Source organism: Pseudomonas sp. R9.37 (assembly GCF_963878885.1).
Lineage (GTDB): Bacteria > Pseudomonadota > Gammaproteobacteria > Pseudomonadales > Pseudomonadaceae > Aquipseudomonas.
Map to the genome: position 1 here is coordinate 576,318 of NZ_CAWNZA010000011.1, position 21,172 is coordinate 597,489.

Genomic DNA, 21,172 nt, shown 5'->3' on the forward strand with positions numbered 1-21,172 from the left:
TGCACAGGCGCAGAGGAACATGGAGCACGACAGCGACTGGCTTAACGAGATCCCTCTGGGCGATCAGCCCGCCGTGCATGACCGCGCGCCTCCCGCGCCTGCCGATGAGTTTTACCTCGTCGAGCATGCCACCACCCATAACGGCAAACAGGCGGCAATCATGCTTGATTACGCTATTGATCAACTGTTGGAGTCCGGCGCGTTGAGCAAGCGCGAACAGGACGCACTCGAGCACCTGGGCAGTTACCTGGGCAGCCTGGCGCCAGGCAACGTCGGCGCGGTGCTTGAGCAATTGGCGGGCAGCCAGCATGCCAACCTGGGCACCGCCACCCAAGACGGCCTGAAACAGCTGAACGCCAACCTGCTGTCGGCGATCCGCGAACTGAGCGGCCAGACACGCGAAGACGCTCGGGTGTGGCTCAACGGCCTGGGCAACAGCGGCAAGCTCGACGACCACCGCGGCAGCGCCGGTTTGCAACAGCGCACACAAGGCCTGATGGTCGGCGCCGACTGGTCGGTGGACACCGCCTGGCGCTTGGGCGTAATGGGGGCCAAGTCAGGCAGCAACCTGAACGCCAAACGGTTCAAGGCCGAACTGGAAAGCTGGCACCTGGGCGCCTATGCCTTGCGCCAGGACGGCCCGCTGGCACTGCGCCTGGGGGCGATTTACAGCCACCACGATGGGCGAAATAAACGCAGCGTCGACGTCGACTTCCTCAACTTGCGCGACCAACTCAAGGGCAAGTACAGCGCTCAAAGCCAGAACGCATTCGCCGAGTTGGGCTATCAACTGGGCGGTGCCGCAATCAGCATCGAGCCCTTTGCCGGCCTCGGTTGGCAGCGCTATCACCGCGACAGCTTCACCGAAAAAGGTGGCGTGACAGCCCTTAACGTCGGCGAACAAACCCAGCAGAACCTGAACAGCACCTTCGGCCTGCGCCTGTCGAGCCTGTATGCCCTGGGCAGTCAGATGATCCTCAACCCCCACTTGAGTACACACTGGCAGCACCTCTATGGCGACGTCAGCAGTACGCTTCGCCAATCTTCGGCGTGGGATAAACGCGATGATTTCGACAGCGGCTTCACCCTCAAAGGCACCGCCCTGGACCGCAACAGCCTGGGCCTGCGCGCCGGTCTCGACCTTGCACTGTCGGCCCAACACACGTTGGGCCTGACCTACACCGCTGACGTTGGCAGCAACAGCCGCCATCAGGGGTTGATGGGCCAATGGGCCATGGGCTTTTGACCCACGCTTTATTTCAGGCGAAAAAAAAGGGGGGCACCTGCCCCCCCGAGGATTAAGCGGTTGTCTTGAAGGCTGTGACTCAGCCTTCGATTTCAATCAGGATTTCGCCAGGGTTGACCCGGTCGCCCTTGGCCACATGAACGGCGCAAACTTTGCCTGCAATCGCGGCCTGCACTTCGGTTTCCATCTTCATGGCTTCGGTAATCAGCACGGCCTGGCCGGCTTTGACCACGTCGCCTTCCTTGACCAGTACGTCGACGATATTGCCCGGCATCGCCGTGCTGACATGGCCCGGCTCGGTCGCGTGCTTGCGCTTGCTGCCGCCGCTGCTGACGAACTCGTTGAGCGGTTCGAACACCACTTCTTCGGGCATGCCATCGATGGACAGGTAGAAGTGGCGCTTGCCTTCGGCCTTGACGCCGACACCGGTGATGTCAACGCGGTAGCTTTCGCCGTGCACGTCGATCACGAACTCGGTCGGCACGCCTTCGCCACCGGCACGCGCTACGCCGCCGGCCTCAGGAATCGGCAACAACACTTCCGGGCTCAAGGTGCCGGCATCACGCTCCTCAAGGAACTTGCGCCCGATGTCCGGGAACATCGCGTAGGTCAGCACGTCTTCTTCGGACTTGGCCAACGCGCCGATTTCGCCGCGCAGCTTGGTCATTTCCGGCTTGAGCAGGTCGGCCGGGCGGTGGTCGATCACTTCTTCGCTGCCGATGGCCTGGCGGCGCAGTTTTTCATTCACCGTGCCCGGCGCTTTGCCGTAGCCGCCTTGCAGGTAGAGCTTCACTTCATTGGTGATGGTCTTGTAACGCTCGCCGGCCAGCACGTTGAAGAACGCCTGGGTGCCGACGATCTGCGAGGTCGGAGTCACCAGCGGCGGGAAACCGAGGTCTTCACGCACACGCGGGATTTCGGCCAGCACTTCGCTCATGCGGTTGAGCGCGCCCTGCTCTTTCAACTGGTTGGCCAGGTTGGAAATCATCCCGCCCGGCACCTGATTGACTTGTACGCGGGTGTCGACGGCGGTGAATTCGCTTTCGAACTGGTGGTATTTCTTACGCACGGCGTAGAAATACAGGCCGATTTCCTGCAGCAGTTCCAGGTCGAGGCCGGTGTCGAATTCGCTGCCTTTGAGGGCGGCAACCATCGACTCGGTGCCTGGGTGGCTGGTGCCCCAGGCGAAGCTGGAGATGGCGGTGTCGATGTGATCGGCACCGTTCTCGATGGCCTTGAGTTGGCACATCGCGGCCAAACCCGCCGTGTCGTGAGAGTGGATAAAGATCGGCAGGCTCTGCTCGGCTTTGAGTGCCTTGACCAGCTCGCCCGTGGCGTACGGCGTCAGCAGGCCGGCCATGTCTTTGATGGCGACCGAGTCGCAGCCCATGGCTTCCATTTGCTTGGCCTGGGCCACAAACGCGTCGATGGTGTGCACCGGGCTGGTGGTGTAGGCGATGGTGCCCTGGGCATGCTTGCCGGCGGCTTTCACCGCCTCGATGGCCACGCGCAGGTTACGCACGTCGTTCATGGCGTCGAAGATGCGGAACACGTCGATGCCATTCACGGCAGCCTTGGCGACGAAGGCTCTGACCACGTCGTCGCTGTAGTGGCGGTAGCCCAACAGGTTCTGGCCGCGCAGCAGCATTTGCAGGCGCGTGTTGGGCAACGCAGCGCGCAGTTTGCGCAGGCGCTCCCACGGGTCTTCTTTGAGAAAACGTACACAGGCGTCGAAGGTCGCGCCGCCCCAGACTTCCAGCGACCAGTAGCCGACTTTGTCGAGCTTGTCGCAGATCGGCAGCATGTCGTCGGTGCGCATGCGGGTCGCCAGCAACGATTGGTGGGCGTCGCGCAGGATGGTGTCGGTTACGAAGATCTTTTTAGTCATTGGAATATTCCTCACAGGCCTGCGTGGGCGGCGATGGCGGCGGCGATGGCCAGGGCCAGCTCTTCGGGTTTGCGCTTGATCGAGTAGTTGGTCAGCTCAGGGTGGCTTTCCACGAAACTGGTGTTGAACTGGCCGCTGCGGAATTCCGGGTTGCGCAGGATTTCCTGGTAGTAGGCGGCGGTGGTCTTCACGCCTTGCAGGCGCATGTCGTCCAGGGCACGCAGGCCACGGTCCATGGCCTCTTCCCAGGTCAACGCCCACACCACCAGTTTCAGGCACATGGAGTCGTAAAACGGAGGGATGGTGTAGCCGGTGTAGATCGCCGTGTCGGTGCGCACGCCAGGACCGCCGGGCGCGTAGTAACGGGTGATCTTGCCGAAGCTGGGCAGGAAGTTGTTCTTCGGGTCTTCGGCGTTGATGCGGAACTGCAACGCGAAACCACGGTGCTGGATGTCTTCCTGTTTCACCGACAGCGGCAGGCCCGAGGCGATGCGGATCTGCTCACGCACAATGTCGATGCCAGTGATTTCTTCGGTGATGGTGTGCTCAACCTGCACCCGGGTGTTCATCTCCATGAAGTACACCTCGCCCTCGGCGAGCAGAAACTCCACGGTGCCGGCGTTCTCGTAACCCACGGCCTTGGCGGCACGCACCGACAGGTCGCCGATGTAGGCGCGCTGTTCCGGGGTGAGCTGCGGGCTTGGAGCAATTTCGATGAGCTTCTGGTTGCGGCGCTGAATCGAGCAATCACGCTCGAACAGGTGCACCACGTTGCCAAAGCTGTCACCAAGGATTTGCGCCTCGATGTGCTTGGGATTGACGATGCATTTTTCCAGGAACACTTCCGCCGAACCGAAGGCCTTGGTGGCTTCGGAAATCACGCGGGGGAAGGCTTGTTCGAGTTCTTCGCGGCTGTTGCAGCGGCGGATACCACGACCGCCACCACCGGAGGTGGCCTTGAGCATCACCGGGTAACCAATGCGGTCGCCTTCGGTGAGGGCTTCGGCGATGTCGGCGACGTTGCCTTCGGTGCCGGGCGTCACCGGCACACCGGCCTTGATCATGCTGCGGCGCGCTTCGGTCTTGTCGCCCATGCGGCGAATCACTTCGGCCGACGGACCGATGAATTTGATCCCGCGTTCGGCGCAGATGTCTGCCAACTCGGCGTTTTCCGACAGGAAACCGTAGCCGGGGTGCAGCGCATCACAGCCGGTTTCCACGGCCAGGTTCACCAGTTTGCGCGGGTTCAGGTAGCCGGCCAGAGGCTCGGCACCAATGCTGTGGGCTTCGTCGGCACGTTTGACGTGCAACGCGTGGCGGTCGGCGTCCGAGTAAACCGCGACCGAGCGAATGCCCATCTCGGCGCAGGCACGCACGATTCGTACGGCAATCTCACCACGGTTGGCGATCAGGATCTTTTTTATCACTTGGAAATTCCCTTGAGCCGTTTGCTGCGTCTTCGACCGGTTGGATCCGAGTCGGCGCGTGACCAAATGTTTCATGACAGTCGCGAGACACACACTAGGCGCAACGGAGGATTAACAAAAATCAATAATTATTGGGTTGTGTATAAGTAAACACTTATAGTTGGCCGTACGGCCTGGGGCGAGAGGATATAAATAATGCGTAAGTCATTGATGCGTATGACATTACGTCAGTTGCAGATTTTCAACGAAGTCTGTGATTTGCGCTCCTACAGCCGTGCCGCCGAGGAAATGTCCCTCACACAACCAGCCGTAAGCCTACAAATTCGTCAGCTGGAAGAGCTGATCGGCCAGCCGCTGTTCGATTACGTCGGCAAAAAGCTCTACATGACCGAGGCCGCCGAAGCCTTGCAACGCGCCAGCCGGGATATTTTCGGGCGCCTGGAAAACCTCGATATGCAGCTGTCGGACATGCAGGGCTCGCTGCAGGGCCAGCTGAAGCTGGCGATCGAATCGAGTGCCAAGTACTTCGTGCCGCACCTGTTTGCCGCCTTCAAGCGCCAGCATCCGGAGGTGCAATTGCACCTGACAGTCGTCAATCGTGCCCAGGTGATTCGAAGGCTTTCAGACAACCGTGATGACCTGGTGATCATGTCCATGGTGCCCCAGGACATGGGCCTGGAGTTTCTGCCGTTTCTGAACAACCCGATTGTCGCCGTGGCGCCGCTCGACCATCCCTTGAGCCTGCAAGGCGCGCTGCGTTTGCAGGACCTGGAACCGTACACGCTGCTGGTGCGCGAGCCGGGCTCCGGCACGCGACTGGCCTGCGAGGAGTACTTCAAGGAAAAACGCGTGCACTTCACCCAGACGGTGGAAGTGGCTTCGGCCGAGGCGCAGCGTGAGTGCGTGAACGCAGGGTTGGGCGTGGCGTTGCTGACGCGCCACGCGGTCAACCTGGAGCTGGCCACCGGCGGGCTCAAGGAGCTGCCGGTGGAAGAACTGCCGCTGTACCGCAGTTGGTGCCTGGTGCAGGCCAAGGCCAAGCGCCTGTCACCGGTGGCCCATGCGTTCCTGGGCTTTATCCGCAGCGAACGGGTGCAGATCAGCGCGTTGGCTGAGCGCTTCGCTGGGCAGCCGCGGGTGCCTGCCAATGGAGTTCCGGGTAGTCCGTGATGCTCTGGAGCAATTGGCGCTCTTCGCAACGGTCTTCGATTGCGCGACGAAACGCCATGCGGCGCTGGTCTTCTTGCTGACGACGGGTTTTGACGGTGCTGCTGTCTTCGTATTGCCGGGCCATGTTGAGTCTCCCAATGCGAGTACGGGGAGTTCAGGATGGGCGCGGCGGATGACGGTTTGGCGGCGTGGGGGTTACAGGACGATGAATATTCCGAATATTGAAGGAGATTGCCTGTGGGAGCTGGCTTGCCTGCGATGCAGGCACCGCAGGTTTTCAGTTAAACCGAGGTGACGCTATCGCCGGCAAGCCAGCTCTCACATTTGACGGGGTGCGACCTTGAATCAGTCGTCGAGGGCTTTGACCGATTTTGGCGAGAGACGCAGGCTGCGCAAGCTGCGCTTCACGCTCTTGAGGTGGTTGACCAGGCTCGGGCCGCGCGCCATGGCCACGCCCATCGCCAGCACGTCGATCACCACCAGGTGGGCGATGCGCGAGGTCAGCGGGGTGTAGATTTCGGTGTCTTCGTGCACGTCGATCGCCAGGTTTACCGTCGACAGTTCCGCCAATGGCGTCTGGCTTGGGCACAGCGTGATCAGCGTCGCGCCGCTTTCACGCACCAGGTTGGCGGTGATCAGCAGGTCTTTTGAGCGGCCGGACTGGGAGATGCATATCGCCACATCCGTGGGCTTCAGCGTGACCGCCGACATCGCCTGCATGTGCGGATCGCTGTAAGCCGCTGCAGTGAGCAGCAGGCGGAAGAATTTGTGCTGGGCGTCGGCAGCAACGGCGCCCGACGCACCGAAGCCGTAAAATTCGACGCGCTGGGCCTGGGACATTGCGGTCACGGCCTTCTGCAATTCCACTGGGTCGAGTTTTTCTCGCACTTCCATCAGGGTGTGCAAGGTGGTGTCGAAGATTTTCAGGCTGTAGTCGGCGACGGAATCGTCTTCGTGAATCGCAAACTGCCCAAAGCTCGCACCCGCCGCCAGGCTCTGGGCCAGCTTGAGCTTCAGGTCCTGAAACCCGGAGCAACCAATGGCACGGCAAAAACGTACGATGGTCGGCTCACTGATGCCCACGCTGTGGGCCAGATCGGCCATGGAACTGTGCATCACGGCCGCAGGGTCAAGCAGCACGTGATCGGCAACCTTGAGTTCCGATTTGCGTAACAGGTGGCGCGACTGGGCGATATGTTGCAACAGGTTCAAAGGGCAGGACTCTTGTTATTGGCAGGCGCCAGGGATGTAGCAAGCTTGTAGTTATACTACAAGAATTGCCGTTTTGCCCGTCCGATGCATCACTAAATCGCCCTGATGCCCTTTGAATCAGCGGGCAGCCGCCGTGTAGCCACACAGGCGGCCTGGCCGTCTTTAAGGAAAGTCTGCATTTTTCCGTAACAAATCTGCCAGCGCCTCGGCCTCCACCGGCCGACTGATCAGATAGCCCTGCACTTCGTCACAGCGCTCCCCTCGCAGGAAATCCAGCTGCTGCTGATCTTCCACACCTTCGGCCACCACCTTGAGCGCCAGCCCATGGGCCATGGCAATGATTGCACGCGTAATCGCGGCGTCCTCGCGGCCCTGGCCCAGGCCGCGGATGAACGTCTGATCGATCTTCACGTAATCCACGGGGATGCGCTTGAGGTAGCTGAGGGACGAGTAGCCGGTGCCAAAGTCGTCAATGGCCAGCTTCACGCCCAGGTCGCGCAGTTGCTGGAAGGTGGCAATGATGTGCTCGACGCTGTCGAGCAGTTGGCTCTCGGTCAGTTCCAATTCGAGGTATTGCGGGTCAAGGCCGGTTTCTTCGAGCACTTGGCGCACCAGGCTGACCAACTTGCCCTGGCGCAACTGGTGCACGGAAAGGTTCACCGACACCCGAATCGGCGCCAACCCCTGGCGCTGCCATTCGCACGCTTGCCAACAGGCCTGGCGCAAGACGAATTCGCCCAGCGGCACGATCAGGCCTGTTTCTTCGGCCAGGCCAATAAAGTCCCCCGGCGGCACCATGCCCCACTGCGGATGCTCCCAGCGAATCAGCGCCTCGGCGGCATTCAGCTTGCCGGTGGCCAGGCACAGTTTGGGCTGATAGAACACCGTGAGCTGGCGCTCGTCGATGGCTTTGCGCAAGTGGTTCTCCAGCTGCAAACGCTCAAGCGTGCTGGCTTGCAGGCTGTCGGTGTAGAACTGGAAGTTGTTGCCGCCCAAGTGCTTGGCATGTTGCATGGCCATGTTGGACTGACTGACCAACGCGGAAATTTCCCGCGCATTATCCGGCAACAGGCTGACACCCATTGAGGCACTGACCACCAACTCATGCCCGTCTACCGTCACCGGCACCCGCAGCTTCGCCAGGAGCCGCGTGGCCACTCGCGCCAGGCTCGACAGGTTGCCGTAGGCGTCGAACAGCACGGCGAACTCATCGCCGGACAGACGCGCAATGGTGTCAGCCTCGGGCAACGCGCTGATCAGACGACGGGCCATTTTCTGTAACAGCTGGTCGGCGACTTCATGGCCCAGGCTGTCGTTCAGCAGCTTGAAGCGGTCGAGGTTGATATGCAGCAACGCCAGGCTACGCCCGCCCTGACGCACACGCGCATGGGCTTCGCGCAGTCGCTCGCGGAACAGTGAACGGTTGGCCAGGCCCGTCAACTCGTCATAGTGCGTGAGGTAGCGCATGCGCTCTTCGGACTCACGCCGCGCCGACAGATCGGCGAAGAAGCCCACAATGTGGCTGACATTTCCGCGAACATCGCGCACCACGTTCAGCTGCAGCCATTGCGGGTACAGTTCGCCATTCTTGCGCGTTTCAACCAGTTCGCCCTGCCAGGTACCGTGGCTGAGCAGGGCCTGGCGAATCACCGGAAAGTGGCGACGCGCGTCACGGCTGCTGGGCAGTTCCACGACGTTGCGGCCGAGCATGTCGTCGATTTCAAAGCCGGTGACACGGCTGAAAGCCTGATTGACGGCGATCAGCGCATAGTTCGGGTCAAGAATCACGATGCCTTCGCTGGCCGCCTCGAACACGGTCGAGGCCAGCCGTTGCTGTTCTTCCAGGGCCTTGCCGGCGCTGATGTCGCGGCGGGTGCCGAGCATGCGCGTTACCCGCCCACTGGGGGAGCGCTCCACGGCGCGGCCGCGGTCTTCGATCCAGACCCAGTGACCGTCGCCGTGGCGCACGCGGTATTCAACCTGGTAATCCTCGGTGCGGCCTTTGAGATGCTCCACCAGTGCGCGCTTGAGCAGCGGCAAGTCGTCGGGGTGCAGGCGCGGCTTGAGGTGGCTGAGCATTGCTGTGACGTACTCGGGCTCCAGGCCGAACAACTCTTTGAGCTGAGTGTGATGGACTTCATCGGTCTGCAGGTTCCAGTCCCACAGCCCCAGTTCGCTGGCCTGCAGCGCCATGGCCAGGCGCGCTTCACTTTTGTTCAGGGCCAGGCTGGCGGCGTCCAGTTCCTGATTGCGTTGCGCCACGCGGTCTTGCAGACCGATCTGGGCCTCGCGCAGGTCCTGTTCGACCTGGCGGCGCTGCTCGACTTCGCGCACCAATTCCTGATTCAACTGCTCGCTGCGCTGCTGCGCCTGCTGTAAATGCTCGATCAGCGCCTGGTTCTGAAAGCGTCGCAGCAGGCCACGCTGGATCAGGCGGTTGACCTGCCACGCCACCAGGCTCAGAGAGCCCAGCAGGATCAGGCCAAGCACGCCCCAACCTTGCTGTTGCGCCGTGCCGTTCCAAAACAGATAAAGGATGGCCGGCACCAGACACGGCACGGCAAAGGACAGGAACGCAGGCAGGCTCACGGCATAGGCCACGCTGGCCGACAGCGTTGCCGCGCCGATCAGGCCGAACACCCAGGCCTGCTGCATGAAGCTGTCCGCCGGCACCAGCGCAATGGCGGCGGTGGCTAACGTCAGGCCACTGACCGCCGAGCCGAGCATGAACATGCGCCGCCAGATCGGCTGGGCCTGGCGGCTGGGCATGGCCGAATCGAACGCCGCCACTTGAATGACGCGCAAGGCCACCAGGGCGAGCAGCCAGACCAGCCACACGCTGTCCAACAGATATTGCTTGGGGTTCCACAGCAACCAGGCGCAGACCAGGCCGTTCACCAACATCAATAAAGTCGGCAGCAATGAACCTTGGTAGAGCAGGCGAGTGCGTTCGACCGCCATCTCGGTTGCGTAATATTTACGGATGACGTGCACAGGCGCCGCCGAGGGGCCGAACAGGTCGGGACTGAGAGTCATAGGCAGTGTTCTTATAATGGTGAGCCCGAAACGTGCACGGAGCATACACAAGCAAGCGCTTGGGCCAAACTGCTCCAAGTCATAAAAACCGCACGATAAACCGCCGCAAAACTCGGGGCCAGACAGCTTGAGCGAGATGCTGCGCGGGCTGTGGCCTATGACCGACCGGTCATCAGCCCCGCCAGAATGTTTGTGCGGCTCGAAACACTCCTGAGGTTTTCGAGTGACCACCCGGCATTGGGATTTGCCCCACTCCCCCGGGCACCCTAGAATGCGCCGATGCGCGATGATCTCTCCCTTTTGCTGAACTCCCTCAACGATGCCCAACGCCAGGCCGTAGCAGCCCCCGTTGGCCGTCAGTTGGTCCTGGCCGGTGCTGGCTCCGGTAAAACCCGAGTGCTGGTGCACCGTATCGCCTGGTTGATCCAGGTTGAAAACGCGTCCCCGCATTCCATCCTGTCGGTGACCTTCACCAACAAGGCTGCTGCCGAGATGCGCCACCGCATCGAGCAGTTGATGGGCATCAGCCCGGCCGGCATGTGGGTAGGCACCTTCCACGGCCTGGCCCACCGTTTGTTGCGGGCGCATTGGCAGGAAGCGGGACTGAGCCAGACTTTCCAGATCCTCGACAGTGATGACCAGCAGCGCCTGGTCAAGCGCGTGATCCGTGAGCTGGGCCTGGACGAACAGCGCTGGCCCGCGCGCCAGGCGCAATGGTTTATCAACGGCCAGAAAGACGAAGGCCTGCGCCCGCAACATATTCAGGCCAGCGGCGATTTGTTCCTGGCCACCATGCGCAGCATTTATGAAGCCTACGAGGCCGCCTGCGTGCGTGCCGGCGTGATCGACTTCTCCGAGCTGCTGCTGCGCGCCCTCGACCTGTGGCGCGACAACCCAGGCTTGCTGGCGCATTACCAGAAGCGCTTCCGGCATATCCTGGTGGACGAGTTCCAGGACACCAACGCCGTGCAGTACGCCTGGTTGCGCTTGCTGGCCAAAGGCGGCGACAGCCTGATGGTGGTGGGCGATGACGACCAGTCGATCTACGGCTGGCGTGGCGCGAAAATCGAGAACATCTACCAGTACTCCGACGACTTCCCGGACGCGATCACTATCCGTCTGGAGCAGAATTACCGCTCCACCGCCGGCATCCTCAAGGCTGCCAACGCACTGATCGCCAATAACACCGGGCGCATGGGCAAAGAGCTGTGGACCGACGGCGGCGAAGGCGAAGCAATCAACCTGTACGCCGCGTTCAATGAGCACGATGAAGCGCGTTACGTAGTGGAAACCATCGAAAGCGCGTTGAAAACCGGGCTGGCGCGTAACGATATCGCCATCTTGTACCGCTCCAACGCCCAATCGCGGGTATTGGAAGAAGCCCTGCTGCGCGAACGTATTCCGTACCGCATCTATGGCGGCCAGCGCTTCTTCGAGCGTGCGGAAATCAAGAACGCCATGGCGTACCTGCGCTTGCTCGAGGGCCGTGGTAACGATGCGGCGCTGGAGCGGGTGATCAATGTTCCGGCGCGTGGCATCGGCGAGAAAACCGTCGAGGCCATCCGCGACCACGCGCGCCACGCTGATGTGTCGATGTGGGAAGCCATGCGCTTGCTGATCGCCAATAAGGGCCTGACCGGCCGCGCTGCCGGTGCCTTGGGAGTGTTCGTCGAGCTGATCGAGAACCTCGCCGCCAAATGCGCGGAAATGCCGCTGCATTTGATGACCCAGACCGTGATTGAGCAATCGGGCCTGATCGCCTATCACGAAGCGGAAAAAGGCGAGAAGGGCCAGGCGCGGGTAGAAAACCTTGAAGAACTGGTCAGCGCCGCCCGCGCGTTTGAAAACACTGATGAAGATGAAGAGCTGACGCCGCTTGCCGCCTTCCTCGGGCATGCGTCGCTGGAAGCCGGTGATACCCAGGCCGATGAGCATGAAGACAGCATCCAGCTGATGACCTTGCACAGCGCCAAGGGCCTGGAATTCCCGTATGTGTTCCTGGTGGGCATGGAAGAAGGCCTGTTCCCGCACAAGATGAGCCTGGAAGAGCCCGGCCGGCTTGAGGAAGAACGCCGCCTGGCTTACGTGGGCATCACCCGTGCCATGCAGAACCTGGTGATGACCTACGCCGAAACCCGACGCCTGTACGGCAGCGAGACCTACAACAAGGTGTCGCGTTTCGTACGTGAAGTGCCGAAGGGACTGATCCAGGAAGTGCGCCTGTCCAACAGCGTCAGCCGCCCGTTCGGCGGCGGCCAGCAGCAGAGCTCCAGCACCCTGTTTGCCGGTTCCGAGATTCCGGAAACCCAGTTCAGCCTTGGCCAGCAGGTCAGGCATTCGGTGTTCGGCGAAGGCGTGATCCTCAACTTCGAAGGCGCTGGCGCCCAGGCACGGGTGCAGGTGAATTTCGCCGAAGGCAGCAAGTGGCTGATGATGGGCTACGCCAAGCTCGAAGCGATCTGAAACACTGCATGCTCCCTGTTAGGCGCCCGGCTGGCCGGGCGCCTGCAATGTGAAGAATCATGCCCCTCCCTTGTTTTTCGCCTGCTCGGGCCAATATCTGTAACTAGTCCTACAGACCCTTCGGAATTGGTCTTACGTAAAAGCCCGAAACATTATGCCGCTAGCCACTGTCACGACACCTGTGCAACATGGCGCGCGTGCAATCCACAAATGGGAATTCCCTTTATGAAACGTTTTCTTAGCATCGCCATGGCGTTGTGCATCGGCCTGACGATGAGCCTCGACGCCAACGCCAAGCGCTTCGGTGGCGGCAAAAGCATGGGCTCGGCACCGACTCACCAGACCAGCCAAATGGCTCCTTCCGCCGGTGCCGGCGGTGCTGCAGCAACCGCCGGTGCAGCCGGTGCTGCTGGCGCGGCTGCCAAGGCCGGCGGTGCTTCGCGCTGGTTAGGCCCTCTGGCCGGTATCGCCGCCGGTGGCCTGCTCGCATCCATGTTCATGGGCGGCGGCTTCCAGGGCATGCAGATCTTCGACATCCTGATCATGGCGGTTATCGCCTTCTTGATCTTCCGCTTCATCGCCGCCCGTCGCCGCAAGCAGCAGGAGCACATGGCTCCAGCCGGCGCGCCGATGCAGCGTGAAGTCTTCGAGCAAAAACCAACCACAGGTTCGATCTTTGGTGGTTCGCCAGCGCCTGCCACCGCTCGTCCGGTGATCAATGCACCGGCCTGGTTCAACGAAGAGCGTTTCGTCGAAGCGGCCCGCAGCCACTTCCAGTCCCTGCAACAGCACTGGGACGCCAACGAAATGGACAAGATCTCCGAGTTCGTGACCCCACAACTGCTGGAGTTCCTCAAGCGCGAACGTGCCGACCTGGGCGACGGTTTCCAGTCGACCTACATCGACGACCTGCGCGTACAACTGGAAGGTGTGGATGATCGCGCCGACAAGACCATCGCCACCCTGACCTTCAGCGGCGTGTCGAAGACCTCGCGTTTCGACCAGGGCGAAGTGTTCAGCGAAAGCTGGAACATGGAGCGCGCCCAAGGCGACAACCAGCCTTGGCTGGTCGCCGGTATCCGCCAGAACGGCTGATAACCGCACGCTTGAGCACTTGGTAATAAAAACCCCGGACATGTTCCGGGGTTTTCTATTTCGCGGTTGCACTTATAGCGAGCTACTGTATAAAACGCCCTATTAACCGCGCCAACTAGCAAGAGGATCCCGGCCGTGGAAGAAATCATCGAACAATTGCGTGAAGCCAACGAACCGGTCCCGGTTCCTCTGGAACTGCCTGACGAAGACCAAATTGTAGAAATCGAAGAACAACTGTTCATCGACATCCCGTTTGTCTTCCGCGAATTCCTGCTCACCGTCAGCGACGTGGTGTATGGCAGCCTGGAGCCGGTGACGGTTACCGATCCGCAGTCCCACACCTACCTGCCGGACGTGGCCGCCAACGCCTGGGATGCCGGTGTTGACCGCAGCATGATCCCGATCTGCCAGGACGGCGACGACTACTACTGCGTCGAAGAAGACGGCACCGTGGTGCTGTGGTCCGGCGAAGAAGAACTGGTTACCGAAGAAACTTGGGAATCGGTGTGGCACTGGGCGCGGGACGTCTGGCTGGAAAGCTGATTCCACAAAGCTTTTGTGGCGAGGGCGCTTGCTCCCGTTGGGCTGCGCAGTAGCCCCAACCAGGGTGATGCGCTTTCCAGATGGCGAGGTGACTGTTTTCAGGGCGGCTGCGCAGCCTAGCGCGAGCAGGCTCGCTCGCCACAAGAATGCGCCGCTCGGCTTAGTGCTCCGGCGTGTCCTTGTGGTTATCCAGGGTCTCCAGCAAGGCAACCTGCATCCGCGTATGCACGCGGATGAACCACCGCCACAGCACCGCCGCCACCGCTGCTGCCACCACGGCGATCAGCACCAGCAACTTGTTGGTTGGCAAGATACTGGCCGACAAGGCTGCCAGCAGCAGGAAAATCACCAGCAGCGACAGGATGGGGATCAATTCAGCGATCACTCGTCGTACGCGCTGGGTATGCCTTCCGGCCATTTCCGGCTTGACGCTCATCTCTGCCAGCAACATCGACAGCGCCTTGAGCTTGCGATACGCCGCAATCAAAAACGGCAGCGACAACAACAACGCCCCGCCCCAGATCAACGCCTTTTCCCAGCTTGGATCACTGATCCAGCCTTCCAGATACCCACCGATGCGCGCCGCAAAAAAGCCGCCGGCGAAGAAGATCGCCACCACCAACGCCAGGTTTACCCCCACTTGCAGGATGATCTTGCGAATCATCGACGCCAGCATTGCGCCCTCGCCCTGAGGCTGGATGCTGCGCAACCATTCGCCATACATACCGAACACCCGGCTCATGCGCTTGGGCATCACCGCCGCAATCTTCAACGATAACGGGTCGGCGCCGCGAATCAGGTACGGCGTGAGCAGCGTGGTAATCGCCGACACCGCCACGGCCACCGGGTAGAGGAAGTCGCTGGTCACCTGCAAGGTCATCCCCAATGCGGCGATGATGAAGGAAAACTCCCCAATCTGTGACAGCCCCATGCCCACGCGCAGTGAGGTGCGGCCGTCATTGCCGGCGATAAACGCCCCCAGGCCGCAGGACAACATTTTGCCCAGCACCACCGCCACGGTGATTACCGCGATGGGCCAAGCGTATTGCAGCAGGATTTGTGGGTCGATCATCAAGCCAATCGCGACAAAGAAGATCGCGCTGAACATGTCGCGAACCGGCTCGATCAGGCGTTCGATCTTAATCAACTGACGGGACTCGGCCATGATCGCGCCGATCAGGAACGCGCCCAGCACCATGCTGTATTCGAGCTTCACCACCAGCAGGCAGAAGCCGAAACACAGGCCGAGCACAGTGATCAGCAGCATCTCGTTACTGTCGAACTTGGCCACATAGGCCAGCAGGCGCGGCACCAGCAGTATGCCGATGACCAGCGCGACGATCATGAACAGCGAGAGTTTGCCGACGGTGGAAAACACCTCGCCGGAGCTGACCGTGCCGCTGACCGCGATGCTCGACAGCAAGGCAATGATGCCGATACCGAGGATGTCTTCCACGATCAGCACGCCGAAAATCAGCTGGGCAAAGCGCTGGTTTTTCATCTTCAGGTCGTTGAGTGCCTTGACGATGATGGTGGTCGAGGAGATCGCCAGGATGGCGCCGAGGAACAGCGAGTCCATGGTGTTCCAATCGAACCAGCGGCCGATTTCGTAGCCGATCCAGATCATCAGGATGATTTCGAGGAATGCGGCGATAAACGCCGTGGCGCCGACCTTGAACAGCTTGCGCAGGCTGAACTCCAGGCCCAGGCAGAACATCAGGAAGATCACCCCCAGCTCGGCGAGGGTCTTGATGGTGTCTTCGTCGTGGATCAGGCCAAACGGTGGCGTGTGAGGGCCGATGATGAATCCGGCGACGATATACCCCAGCACCACCGGTTGCTTGAGGCGGTGAAACAGGATGGTGACAACCCCTGCCACCAGCATGATCACAGCCAGATCCTGGATAAAACTGATGGCGTGCATGGCGAGGGGCTCCTTGAGGGTACTGGCGCTTTTCCCACTTCCACCGGCACCTATGAACGGTCGCAATATGCGGAAGGAAAAGTCGGCCTTAATCGTAAGAAATGCCCTGAGACGGGCTTTTGAAGGTTAACACCGCGACTTCCGGCAGAAAGCCGGTGCAATATATGGAAACAGATCGGTGCAGGCGTGACGGCAAGCCGCCCACCGGCGTCCCGTTAGGGATGGCGCTGCAAAGATTTCAGCACCCGCAGAGGTGCCACCCCAACCGATGCCTACAACCCGTGAGTGTGCTATGGAACCCGGAAACGCCCAGCTGTCGATGACGGTACTGATGACCCCTGACATGGCCAACTTCTCAGGCAATGTTCACGGCGGCACCCTGCTCAAGTACCTCGACGAAGTGGCCTACGCCTGTGCGAGCCGTTATGCCGGTCGCTATGTAGTGACCTTGTCGGTGGACCAGGTGATTTTTCGCGAACCGATCCATGTCGGCGAGCTGGTGACCTTTCTCGCCTCGGTCAACTACACCGGCAATACGTCGATGGAAGTGGGCATCAAGGTGGTGACCGAGAACATCCGCGAGCGCTCGGTGCGCCATACCAACAGCTGCTTCTTCACCATGGTGGCCGTGGACGACCAGCGCAAACCCGCCGCCGTGCCGCCACTGCAGCCGCACAACAGCGAAGACAAGCGCCGGTTCGTGCAGGCGCAGCAGCGCCGGCAGATTCGCCAGGAGCTGGAAAAGCGCTATCAGGAAATCAAGGCAGACGGGCCGTAAGACCCCAGCTGTAAACCCGACCAAAATGTGGGAACGCGCTTGCCCGCGATAGCGCTCTGTCAGTAGTGCATGTACTGGCTGACCCACCGCTATCGCGGGCAAGCCCGCTGCCACGTGGGGTTTTGTTGGGTTACAGACCGATCGGGGTGGCTTCGAAGCGCACGCGAGGATGGGCGATGCGGTCTTGGGCGCGGACCAGTTCCAGCTCGTAGCTGGCGCAGGCCTGGGTTTCCAGCAGCACTTCATGCACCGCGGCGGCCGTGAATTCGAAGGCTGCCAACAGGCTGTCACCGAGCAGCACTCGCGCCAGGAACAGCCCCGACGTCAGGTCGCCCACGCCCACCGGCTGACGCGGGAACGCCAGCAGTGGCCGACGCAAGTGCCAGCTGCCATCGGCAGTCACCAACAGCATCTCAAAACCATCCGGCAGCTTGCCCGGATAATCCAGGTGCTTGACCAGCACGGCCTTGGGCCCGCGCGCCAGCAGCGCCTTGGCCATGCCCAGGCAATCGAATAGCGATTGCGGCTTGCGCCCGGCAAAGCTGTCCAGCTCCAGTTGGTTGGGGCAAAGGAAGTCCGCCATCGCTGCCGCTTCGTCCAACAGGAAATCGCTGACTTCCTGGGGCACGATGCAACCCTTTTCCGGGTGGCCCATTACCGGGTCGCACAAGTACAAGGCCTTGGGGTTGATGGCCTTGATGCGCGCCACGCCCGTCAAAATCGCACGGCCCTGGGCCGCACTGCCGAGGTAGCCAGACAGCACGGCATCGCAGTTACCCAACTCGCCGATTGCGGCAATCCCTTCCACCAGCGCCGGAATTTGCTGCGGCGCCAACACTTCGCCCGCCCACTGTCCATACTGAGTGTGATTGGAGAACTGCACCGTGTTGAGCGGCCAGACATTCACCCCGACCCGCTGCATGGGGAACACGGCGGCGCTGTTTCCGGCGTGGCCAAAAACCACATGAGACTGGATCGCAAGCAGATGAGGTGTGCGTTTCATGCGGGAGATTTCCGTAAAGCCATTGAAATTCTGGCCGCGCAGTATGCGACTAAACACGGCCTGTACGACAGACCAGAGACACAGTTAAGCTGCTCTCACTTTGTTGGAGTTCATCGCATGCTGACCCTGGGAAACATCTTTGTGTTGATGCTGCTGGCGACCGGCGCCGCCTGGGTCTGGCACAACCACGGCCTGCGCGAGCGGGCGCTGGAGCGGGTCAAGCAGCATTGCGCCAAGCTCGATATCGAGCTGCTCGATGGCGCGGTGGCGTTGAAACGCATCGGTTTTGTGAAGGATGCCAAGGGCCGGCGGCGTCTGGCGCGCATCTATAACTTTGAGTTCACCGTAACCGGCGAAGCCCGCCATCCCGGGACGATCACTCAGTTTGGCGCTCACAGCGCGCAGATCGAACTGGCGCCCTACCCGTTCGAGATCAAAACGCCGCTGCCCAGCGCTGAAGTGATCGAGCTGAGCCAATGGCGCCAGGACCACGCCAGCAAGAACCGTCACTGACGGCAGGCGGCTAAAGCGTCCTGCAATGCGGCCACGTCCTGTGGCTGGCTGAAGATCAATTCAATACGTGAGTCACGGCGCCATTCGCTCGGTTGCCAGAGAAGTGCGCCGTTATCCACAGCGTTGGCGCTGAGCCATCCTTCAGGGCTGTGGATAACCAGTTTGGCGCGCCGCCACACCAGATTTGTCAGCCAGCCGTGCAAGCGCACGGTGTCCAAGCGCTGGCCAGGATGCCAGCGCCAGCCGATGCTCCAGCCGTCTTCTTGAGCCTGGCTGAGGCAGATTGGCAGCGTCGGATCGGTCCAGATCGCCGGTATCTGCGCCAAGCCTTGGGGCACTTCGACGTTATCCACAGCAGTGCGGCCTTTCGCATCCAAGCCGGGCAACAGGTCGAGCGGCACGTGCGCCTGGCGCGTCCAGTAAAGCGGGCAATCGGGTAATTGCTGTTCAATGGCCTGGCGCTGCGCGGCATCCAGCGCCTCATCCTTGTTCAACACCAACAGCCCGGCACTGGCCAGCGTCTCGCGTTGCGCATCAGGCAAGGGTTTACCCGCCGCCAGCGCCTGGGCATCCAGCACCAGCACGCACGGCTGAACGGCGAGCACCTGTTGCCACGGCGCCTGGCGCAGTTGTTTGAGTAGCTGCGCCGGATGGCCCAGCCCGGAGGGCTCGATAAACAGCCGATCAGGCTTGGCCTTACGCAGCAGGCGGCCCAGGCCTACCTGGAACGGTGCACCATTCACACAACACAGGCAGCCGCCTGCCACCTCGCCCAAAGCAATGCCGTCGTCATCCTGAGTGAGCAAGGCAGCGTCCAGACCGATCTGCCCGAACTCGTTGATCAACACGGCCCAGCGCTCGTTGGCCGGGCGTTGGGCGAGCAGGTATTTGATCAGGCTGGTCTTGCCGGCGCCCAACGGCCCGGCAATCACGTGCGTGGGAATATTCTGCAGCATCAGTAGCATCATTCAGACCGTGTAGAGAGCTTGATCCTACCCGGTTATGCGAGCCAATCCAGCGTCAGGATCAACCGCCGCTCATCAGCCTTGAGTGCAGGCGAGCGATGAATCAAGCCGTGAGCTTCGTTGCCATGCCATTGAGTGCCCTTGAGCATGGCGACTTCGCCACAGAGGATCTGCTCGATGCGCTCGGTGGGTTCCGCGTCCGACTGGGCCAGTTTGCGGCGGTCCATAACGCCTTCGCGCAACCACTGGCTACCAATGCCGGCGTAGGTGGTGATCAGTCGCACCGGCACATGGTCAACGTGAAAACGCGGGCACATGGCCTTGTCCAGCAGCCGCAAGCGCACGCCAATGCGCTTGGCGCCCAGCAAGCAGGCAAACGCGCTGACCAACCAAGACACATCAGCAATAAAGCCCTCGTAGCCTTCAAGATCTCGGTAACCGGACGCCAAACCCTGCAAGTTCGGCACCGCGTCTTCGGCATTGAGCTCGATGACAAAGGAGTCGGCCAGCGGCTCGTTCAGCGCAACCAGCAAGGCTCCAAACTCAGCGATGTGCAGAGGCAACTGGCGTTGCCAAACCGCCAGGTTCACCCCGTCTTCCAGGATGTCAGCCAGCGCCAGCGGCGTTTCACCGCACGTTTGGCGGATCACGGGGCGCAATGGAATAACCGGGGCCAGCATCAGGCTACCTGCTCGAACCAGGGGCCAAAAGGATCAGCCAGCAGGCGCCAACCTTCGACGCCAGCGGCCATTTCTTCATCGGTGAGCAGGCAGGCGTCCAGTTCGGCGCGCATCTGGTTGAAGTCGATATTTTGCCCGATGAACACTAATTCCTGACGGCAATCACCGGTACTCAGCTGCCAGTTGGTCATGATCGCCGCTACGCTTTCTTCATCCTGCGGCCATTGGCTTTTCGGCACAAAACGCCACCAGCGCCCGGCAAAACCATGGCGCATCAGCCCGCCAGCCTGGGACCAACTGCCTGCATCCTGATGCTTGCTGGCCAGCCAGAAAAAGCCTTTGGAGCGCAGCAGTTTGCCGTTCACCCACGGGCGGTCGATAAAGTCGAAAAAACGCTGAGGATGAAACGGCCGGCGCGCGCGATAAGCCGTGGAGGCGATGCCATACTCTTCGGTTTCCGGCACATGTTCACCGCGCAGTTCCTGTAACCAACCTGGCGCTTGGGCGGCGCGCTCGAAGTCGAAGCGACCGGTGTTGAGGATTTTGTTCAGCGGCACTTCGCCCATGACCATCGGGATAATTTCGGCCTGAGCGTTGAGGCGTTCGAGAATCGCCATCAGTTCCTCGCGCTCACGGCTGCTGATCAGGTCGATCTTGCTGATCAGGATTACGTCAGCGAATTCGATCTGCTCGATCAGCAGGTCGGTGATTGAGCGTTCGTCCTCCTCTCCCAGGGTTTCACCACGTGAGGCCAGGCTTTCGGCAGCCTGGTAGTCGAGCAGGAAATTCATGCCGTCGACCACGGTGACCATAGTGTCCAGACGCGCAATATCGGCCAGGCTTTGCTCGTTTTCGTCGCGGAAGGTGAAGGTTTCGGCCACGGGTAACGGTTCGGAAATGCCGGTGGATTCGATCAACAGGTAATCGAACCGACCTTCCTTGGCGAGTTTTCCGACTTCTTCCAGCAAGTCTTCACGCAAGGTGCAGCAGATGCAGCCGTTGCTCATCTCCACCAGTTTTTCTTCGGAGCGGTTGAGGGTGACGTCGCGCTGCACCTCGCTGCCGTCGATGTTGATTTCGCTCATGTCGTTGACGATCACCGCCACCCGCAGGTTGTCGCGGTTGCGCAGGACGTAGTTGAGCAGCGTGCTTTTACCGGCGCCGAGAAAGCCGGATAACACGGTAACGGGGAGACGATTGGGCATCAGGTGTTCCTCATCAGGGTTGGC

General features: G+C 61.0%; 17 protein-coding genes. 7 read left to right on the plus strand and 10 right to left on the minus strand.

Annotated features, from left to right (window positions below; genetic code table 11):
- The first annotated feature begins 19 nt into the window (after positions 1-19).
- On the plus strand, positions 20-1,246 hold the full coding sequence (locus AACU78_RS09295; protein ID WP_371924107.1) for an autotransporter outer membrane beta-barrel domain-containing protein: 1,227 nt from the start codon (positions 20-22) through the stop codon (positions 1,244-1,246).
- Positions 1,247-1,325: 79 nt separating this feature from the next.
- Here AACU78_RS09295 and oadA read toward each other — a convergent pair whose 3' ends face one another.
- Together oadA and AACU78_RS09305 are read right to left on the minus strand one after the other, a co-directional pair.
- Entirely contained in the window at positions 1,326-3,134 is a 1,809-nt protein-coding gene (gene oadA / locus AACU78_RS09300) for a sodium-extruding oxaloacetate decarboxylase subunit alpha (RefSeq protein ID WP_106575921.1), read from the minus strand.
- 11 nt (positions 3,135-3,145) lie between these two features.
- Positions 3,146-4,561: an acetyl-CoA carboxylase biotin carboxylase subunit gene (locus AACU78_RS09305; protein ID WP_003213442.1), complete on the minus strand. Its 1,416-nt coding sequence runs from the start codon at positions 4,559-4,561 to the stop codon at positions 3,146-3,148.
- Positions 4,562-4,756: 195 nt separating this feature from the next.
- Here AACU78_RS09305 and AACU78_RS09310 point away from each other — a divergent pair, with 195 nt between their 5' ends.
- Entirely contained in the window at positions 4,757-5,731 is a 975-nt protein-coding gene (locus AACU78_RS09310) for a LysR family transcriptional regulator (RefSeq protein WP_106575922.1), read from the plus strand.
- Here the strand turns inward: AACU78_RS09310 and AACU78_RS09315 are convergent.
- From AACU78_RS09315 to AACU78_RS09325, 3 genes are all read right to left on the minus strand, one after another.
- Positions 5,661-5,855, minus strand: coding sequence for a PA3496 family putative envelope integrity protein (locus AACU78_RS09315; RefSeq protein WP_106575923.1), 195 nt, complete (start codon positions 5,853-5,855; stop codon positions 5,661-5,663). The genes AACU78_RS09310 and AACU78_RS09315 overlap by 71 nt on opposite strands.
- A gap of 221 nt (positions 5,856-6,076) precedes the next feature.
- On the minus strand, positions 6,077-6,943 hold the full coding sequence (gene hexR, locus AACU78_RS09320) for a transcriptional regulator HexR (RefSeq protein ID WP_010168370.1): 867 nt from the start codon (positions 6,941-6,943) through the stop codon (positions 6,077-6,079).
- Positions 6,944-7,105: 162 nt separating this feature from the next.
- The gene (locus AACU78_RS09325) at positions 7,106-9,979 is read right to left on the minus strand and encodes a GGDEF domain-containing phosphodiesterase (protein WP_106575924.1); all 2,874 of its coding nucleotides are present in this window, start codon (positions 9,977-9,979) and stop codon (positions 7,106-7,108) included.
- 279 nt (positions 9,980-10,258) lie between these two features.
- On the opposite strand from AACU78_RS09325, the gene uvrD reads away from it, so the two are divergent.
- The 3 genes from uvrD to AACU78_RS09340 all read left to right on the plus strand — a co-directional run bounded on the left by uvrD (position 10,259) and on the right by AACU78_RS09340 (position 14,080).
- Positions 10,259-12,442 carry a DNA helicase II gene (uvrD, locus tag AACU78_RS09330; protein ID WP_106575925.1) on the plus strand — a complete coding sequence of 728 codons (2,184 nt, stop codon included), beginning with the start codon at positions 10,259-10,261 and terminating at the stop codon, positions 12,440-12,442.
- Between the two features lie 225 nt (positions 12,443-12,667).
- Positions 12,668-13,537, plus strand: coding sequence for a Tim44 domain-containing protein (locus AACU78_RS09335; protein ID WP_106575926.1), 870 nt, complete (start codon positions 12,668-12,670; stop codon positions 13,535-13,537).
- Between the two features lie 135 nt (positions 13,538-13,672).
- The gene (locus AACU78_RS09340) at positions 13,673-14,080 is read left to right on the plus strand and encodes an SMI1/KNR4 family protein (protein ID WP_017135771.1); all 408 of its coding nucleotides are present in this window, start codon (positions 13,673-13,675) and stop codon (positions 14,078-14,080) included.
- Between the two features lie 160 nt (positions 14,081-14,240).
- Here AACU78_RS09340 and AACU78_RS09345 read toward each other — a convergent pair whose 3' ends face one another.
- On the minus strand, positions 14,241-16,004 hold the full coding sequence (locus AACU78_RS09345) for a cation:proton antiporter (protein ID WP_106575927.1): 1,764 nt from the start codon (positions 16,002-16,004) through the stop codon (positions 14,241-14,243).
- Positions 16,005-16,296: 292 nt separating this feature from the next.
- Here AACU78_RS09345 and AACU78_RS09350 point away from each other — a divergent pair, with 292 nt between their 5' ends.
- On the plus strand, positions 16,297-16,782 hold the full coding sequence (locus AACU78_RS09350; RefSeq protein ID WP_076013223.1) for an acyl-CoA thioesterase: 486 nt from the start codon (positions 16,297-16,299) through the stop codon (positions 16,780-16,782).
- Between the two features lie 130 nt (positions 16,783-16,912).
- On the opposite strand, the gene pdxY is transcribed toward AACU78_RS09350, so the two are convergent.
- Positions 16,913-17,785, minus strand: a complete 873-nt coding sequence (gene pdxY, locus AACU78_RS09355) for a pyridoxal kinase PdxY (RefSeq protein WP_106575928.1) — start codon at positions 17,783-17,785, stop codon at positions 16,913-16,915.
- 117 nt (positions 17,786-17,902) lie between these two features.
- On the opposite strand from pdxY, the gene AACU78_RS09360 reads away from it, so the two are divergent.
- Positions 17,903-18,298, plus strand: coding sequence for a DUF3301 domain-containing protein (locus tag AACU78_RS09360; RefSeq protein WP_106575929.1), 396 nt, complete (start codon positions 17,903-17,905; stop codon positions 18,296-18,298).
- On the opposite strand, the gene AACU78_RS09365 is transcribed toward AACU78_RS09360, so the two are convergent.
- The 3 genes from AACU78_RS09365 to zigA are packed head-to-tail and all read right to left on the minus strand — an operon-like array spanning position 18,292 to position 21,148.
- Entirely contained in the window at positions 18,292-19,254 is a 963-nt protein-coding gene (locus tag AACU78_RS09365) for a CobW family GTP-binding protein (protein WP_106575930.1), read from the minus strand. The two genes, AACU78_RS09360 and AACU78_RS09365, sit on opposite strands and share 7 nt — an antisense overlap.
- 44 nt (positions 19,255-19,298) lie before the next feature.
- Positions 19,299-19,943 (minus strand): DUF1826 domain-containing protein, encoded by a 645-nt coding sequence (locus AACU78_RS09370; RefSeq protein WP_106575931.1) that lies wholly within the window; start codon positions 19,941-19,943, stop codon positions 19,299-19,301.
- Complete coding sequence (gene zigA, locus AACU78_RS09375) at positions 19,943-21,148, minus strand: zinc metallochaperone GTPase ZigA (protein ID WP_106575932.1); 1,206 nt, start codon at positions 21,146-21,148, stop codon at positions 19,943-19,945. Before zigA ends, AACU78_RS09370 begins: the two co-directional genes overlap by 1 nt.
- Positions 21,149-21,172 lie beyond the last annotated feature (24 nt).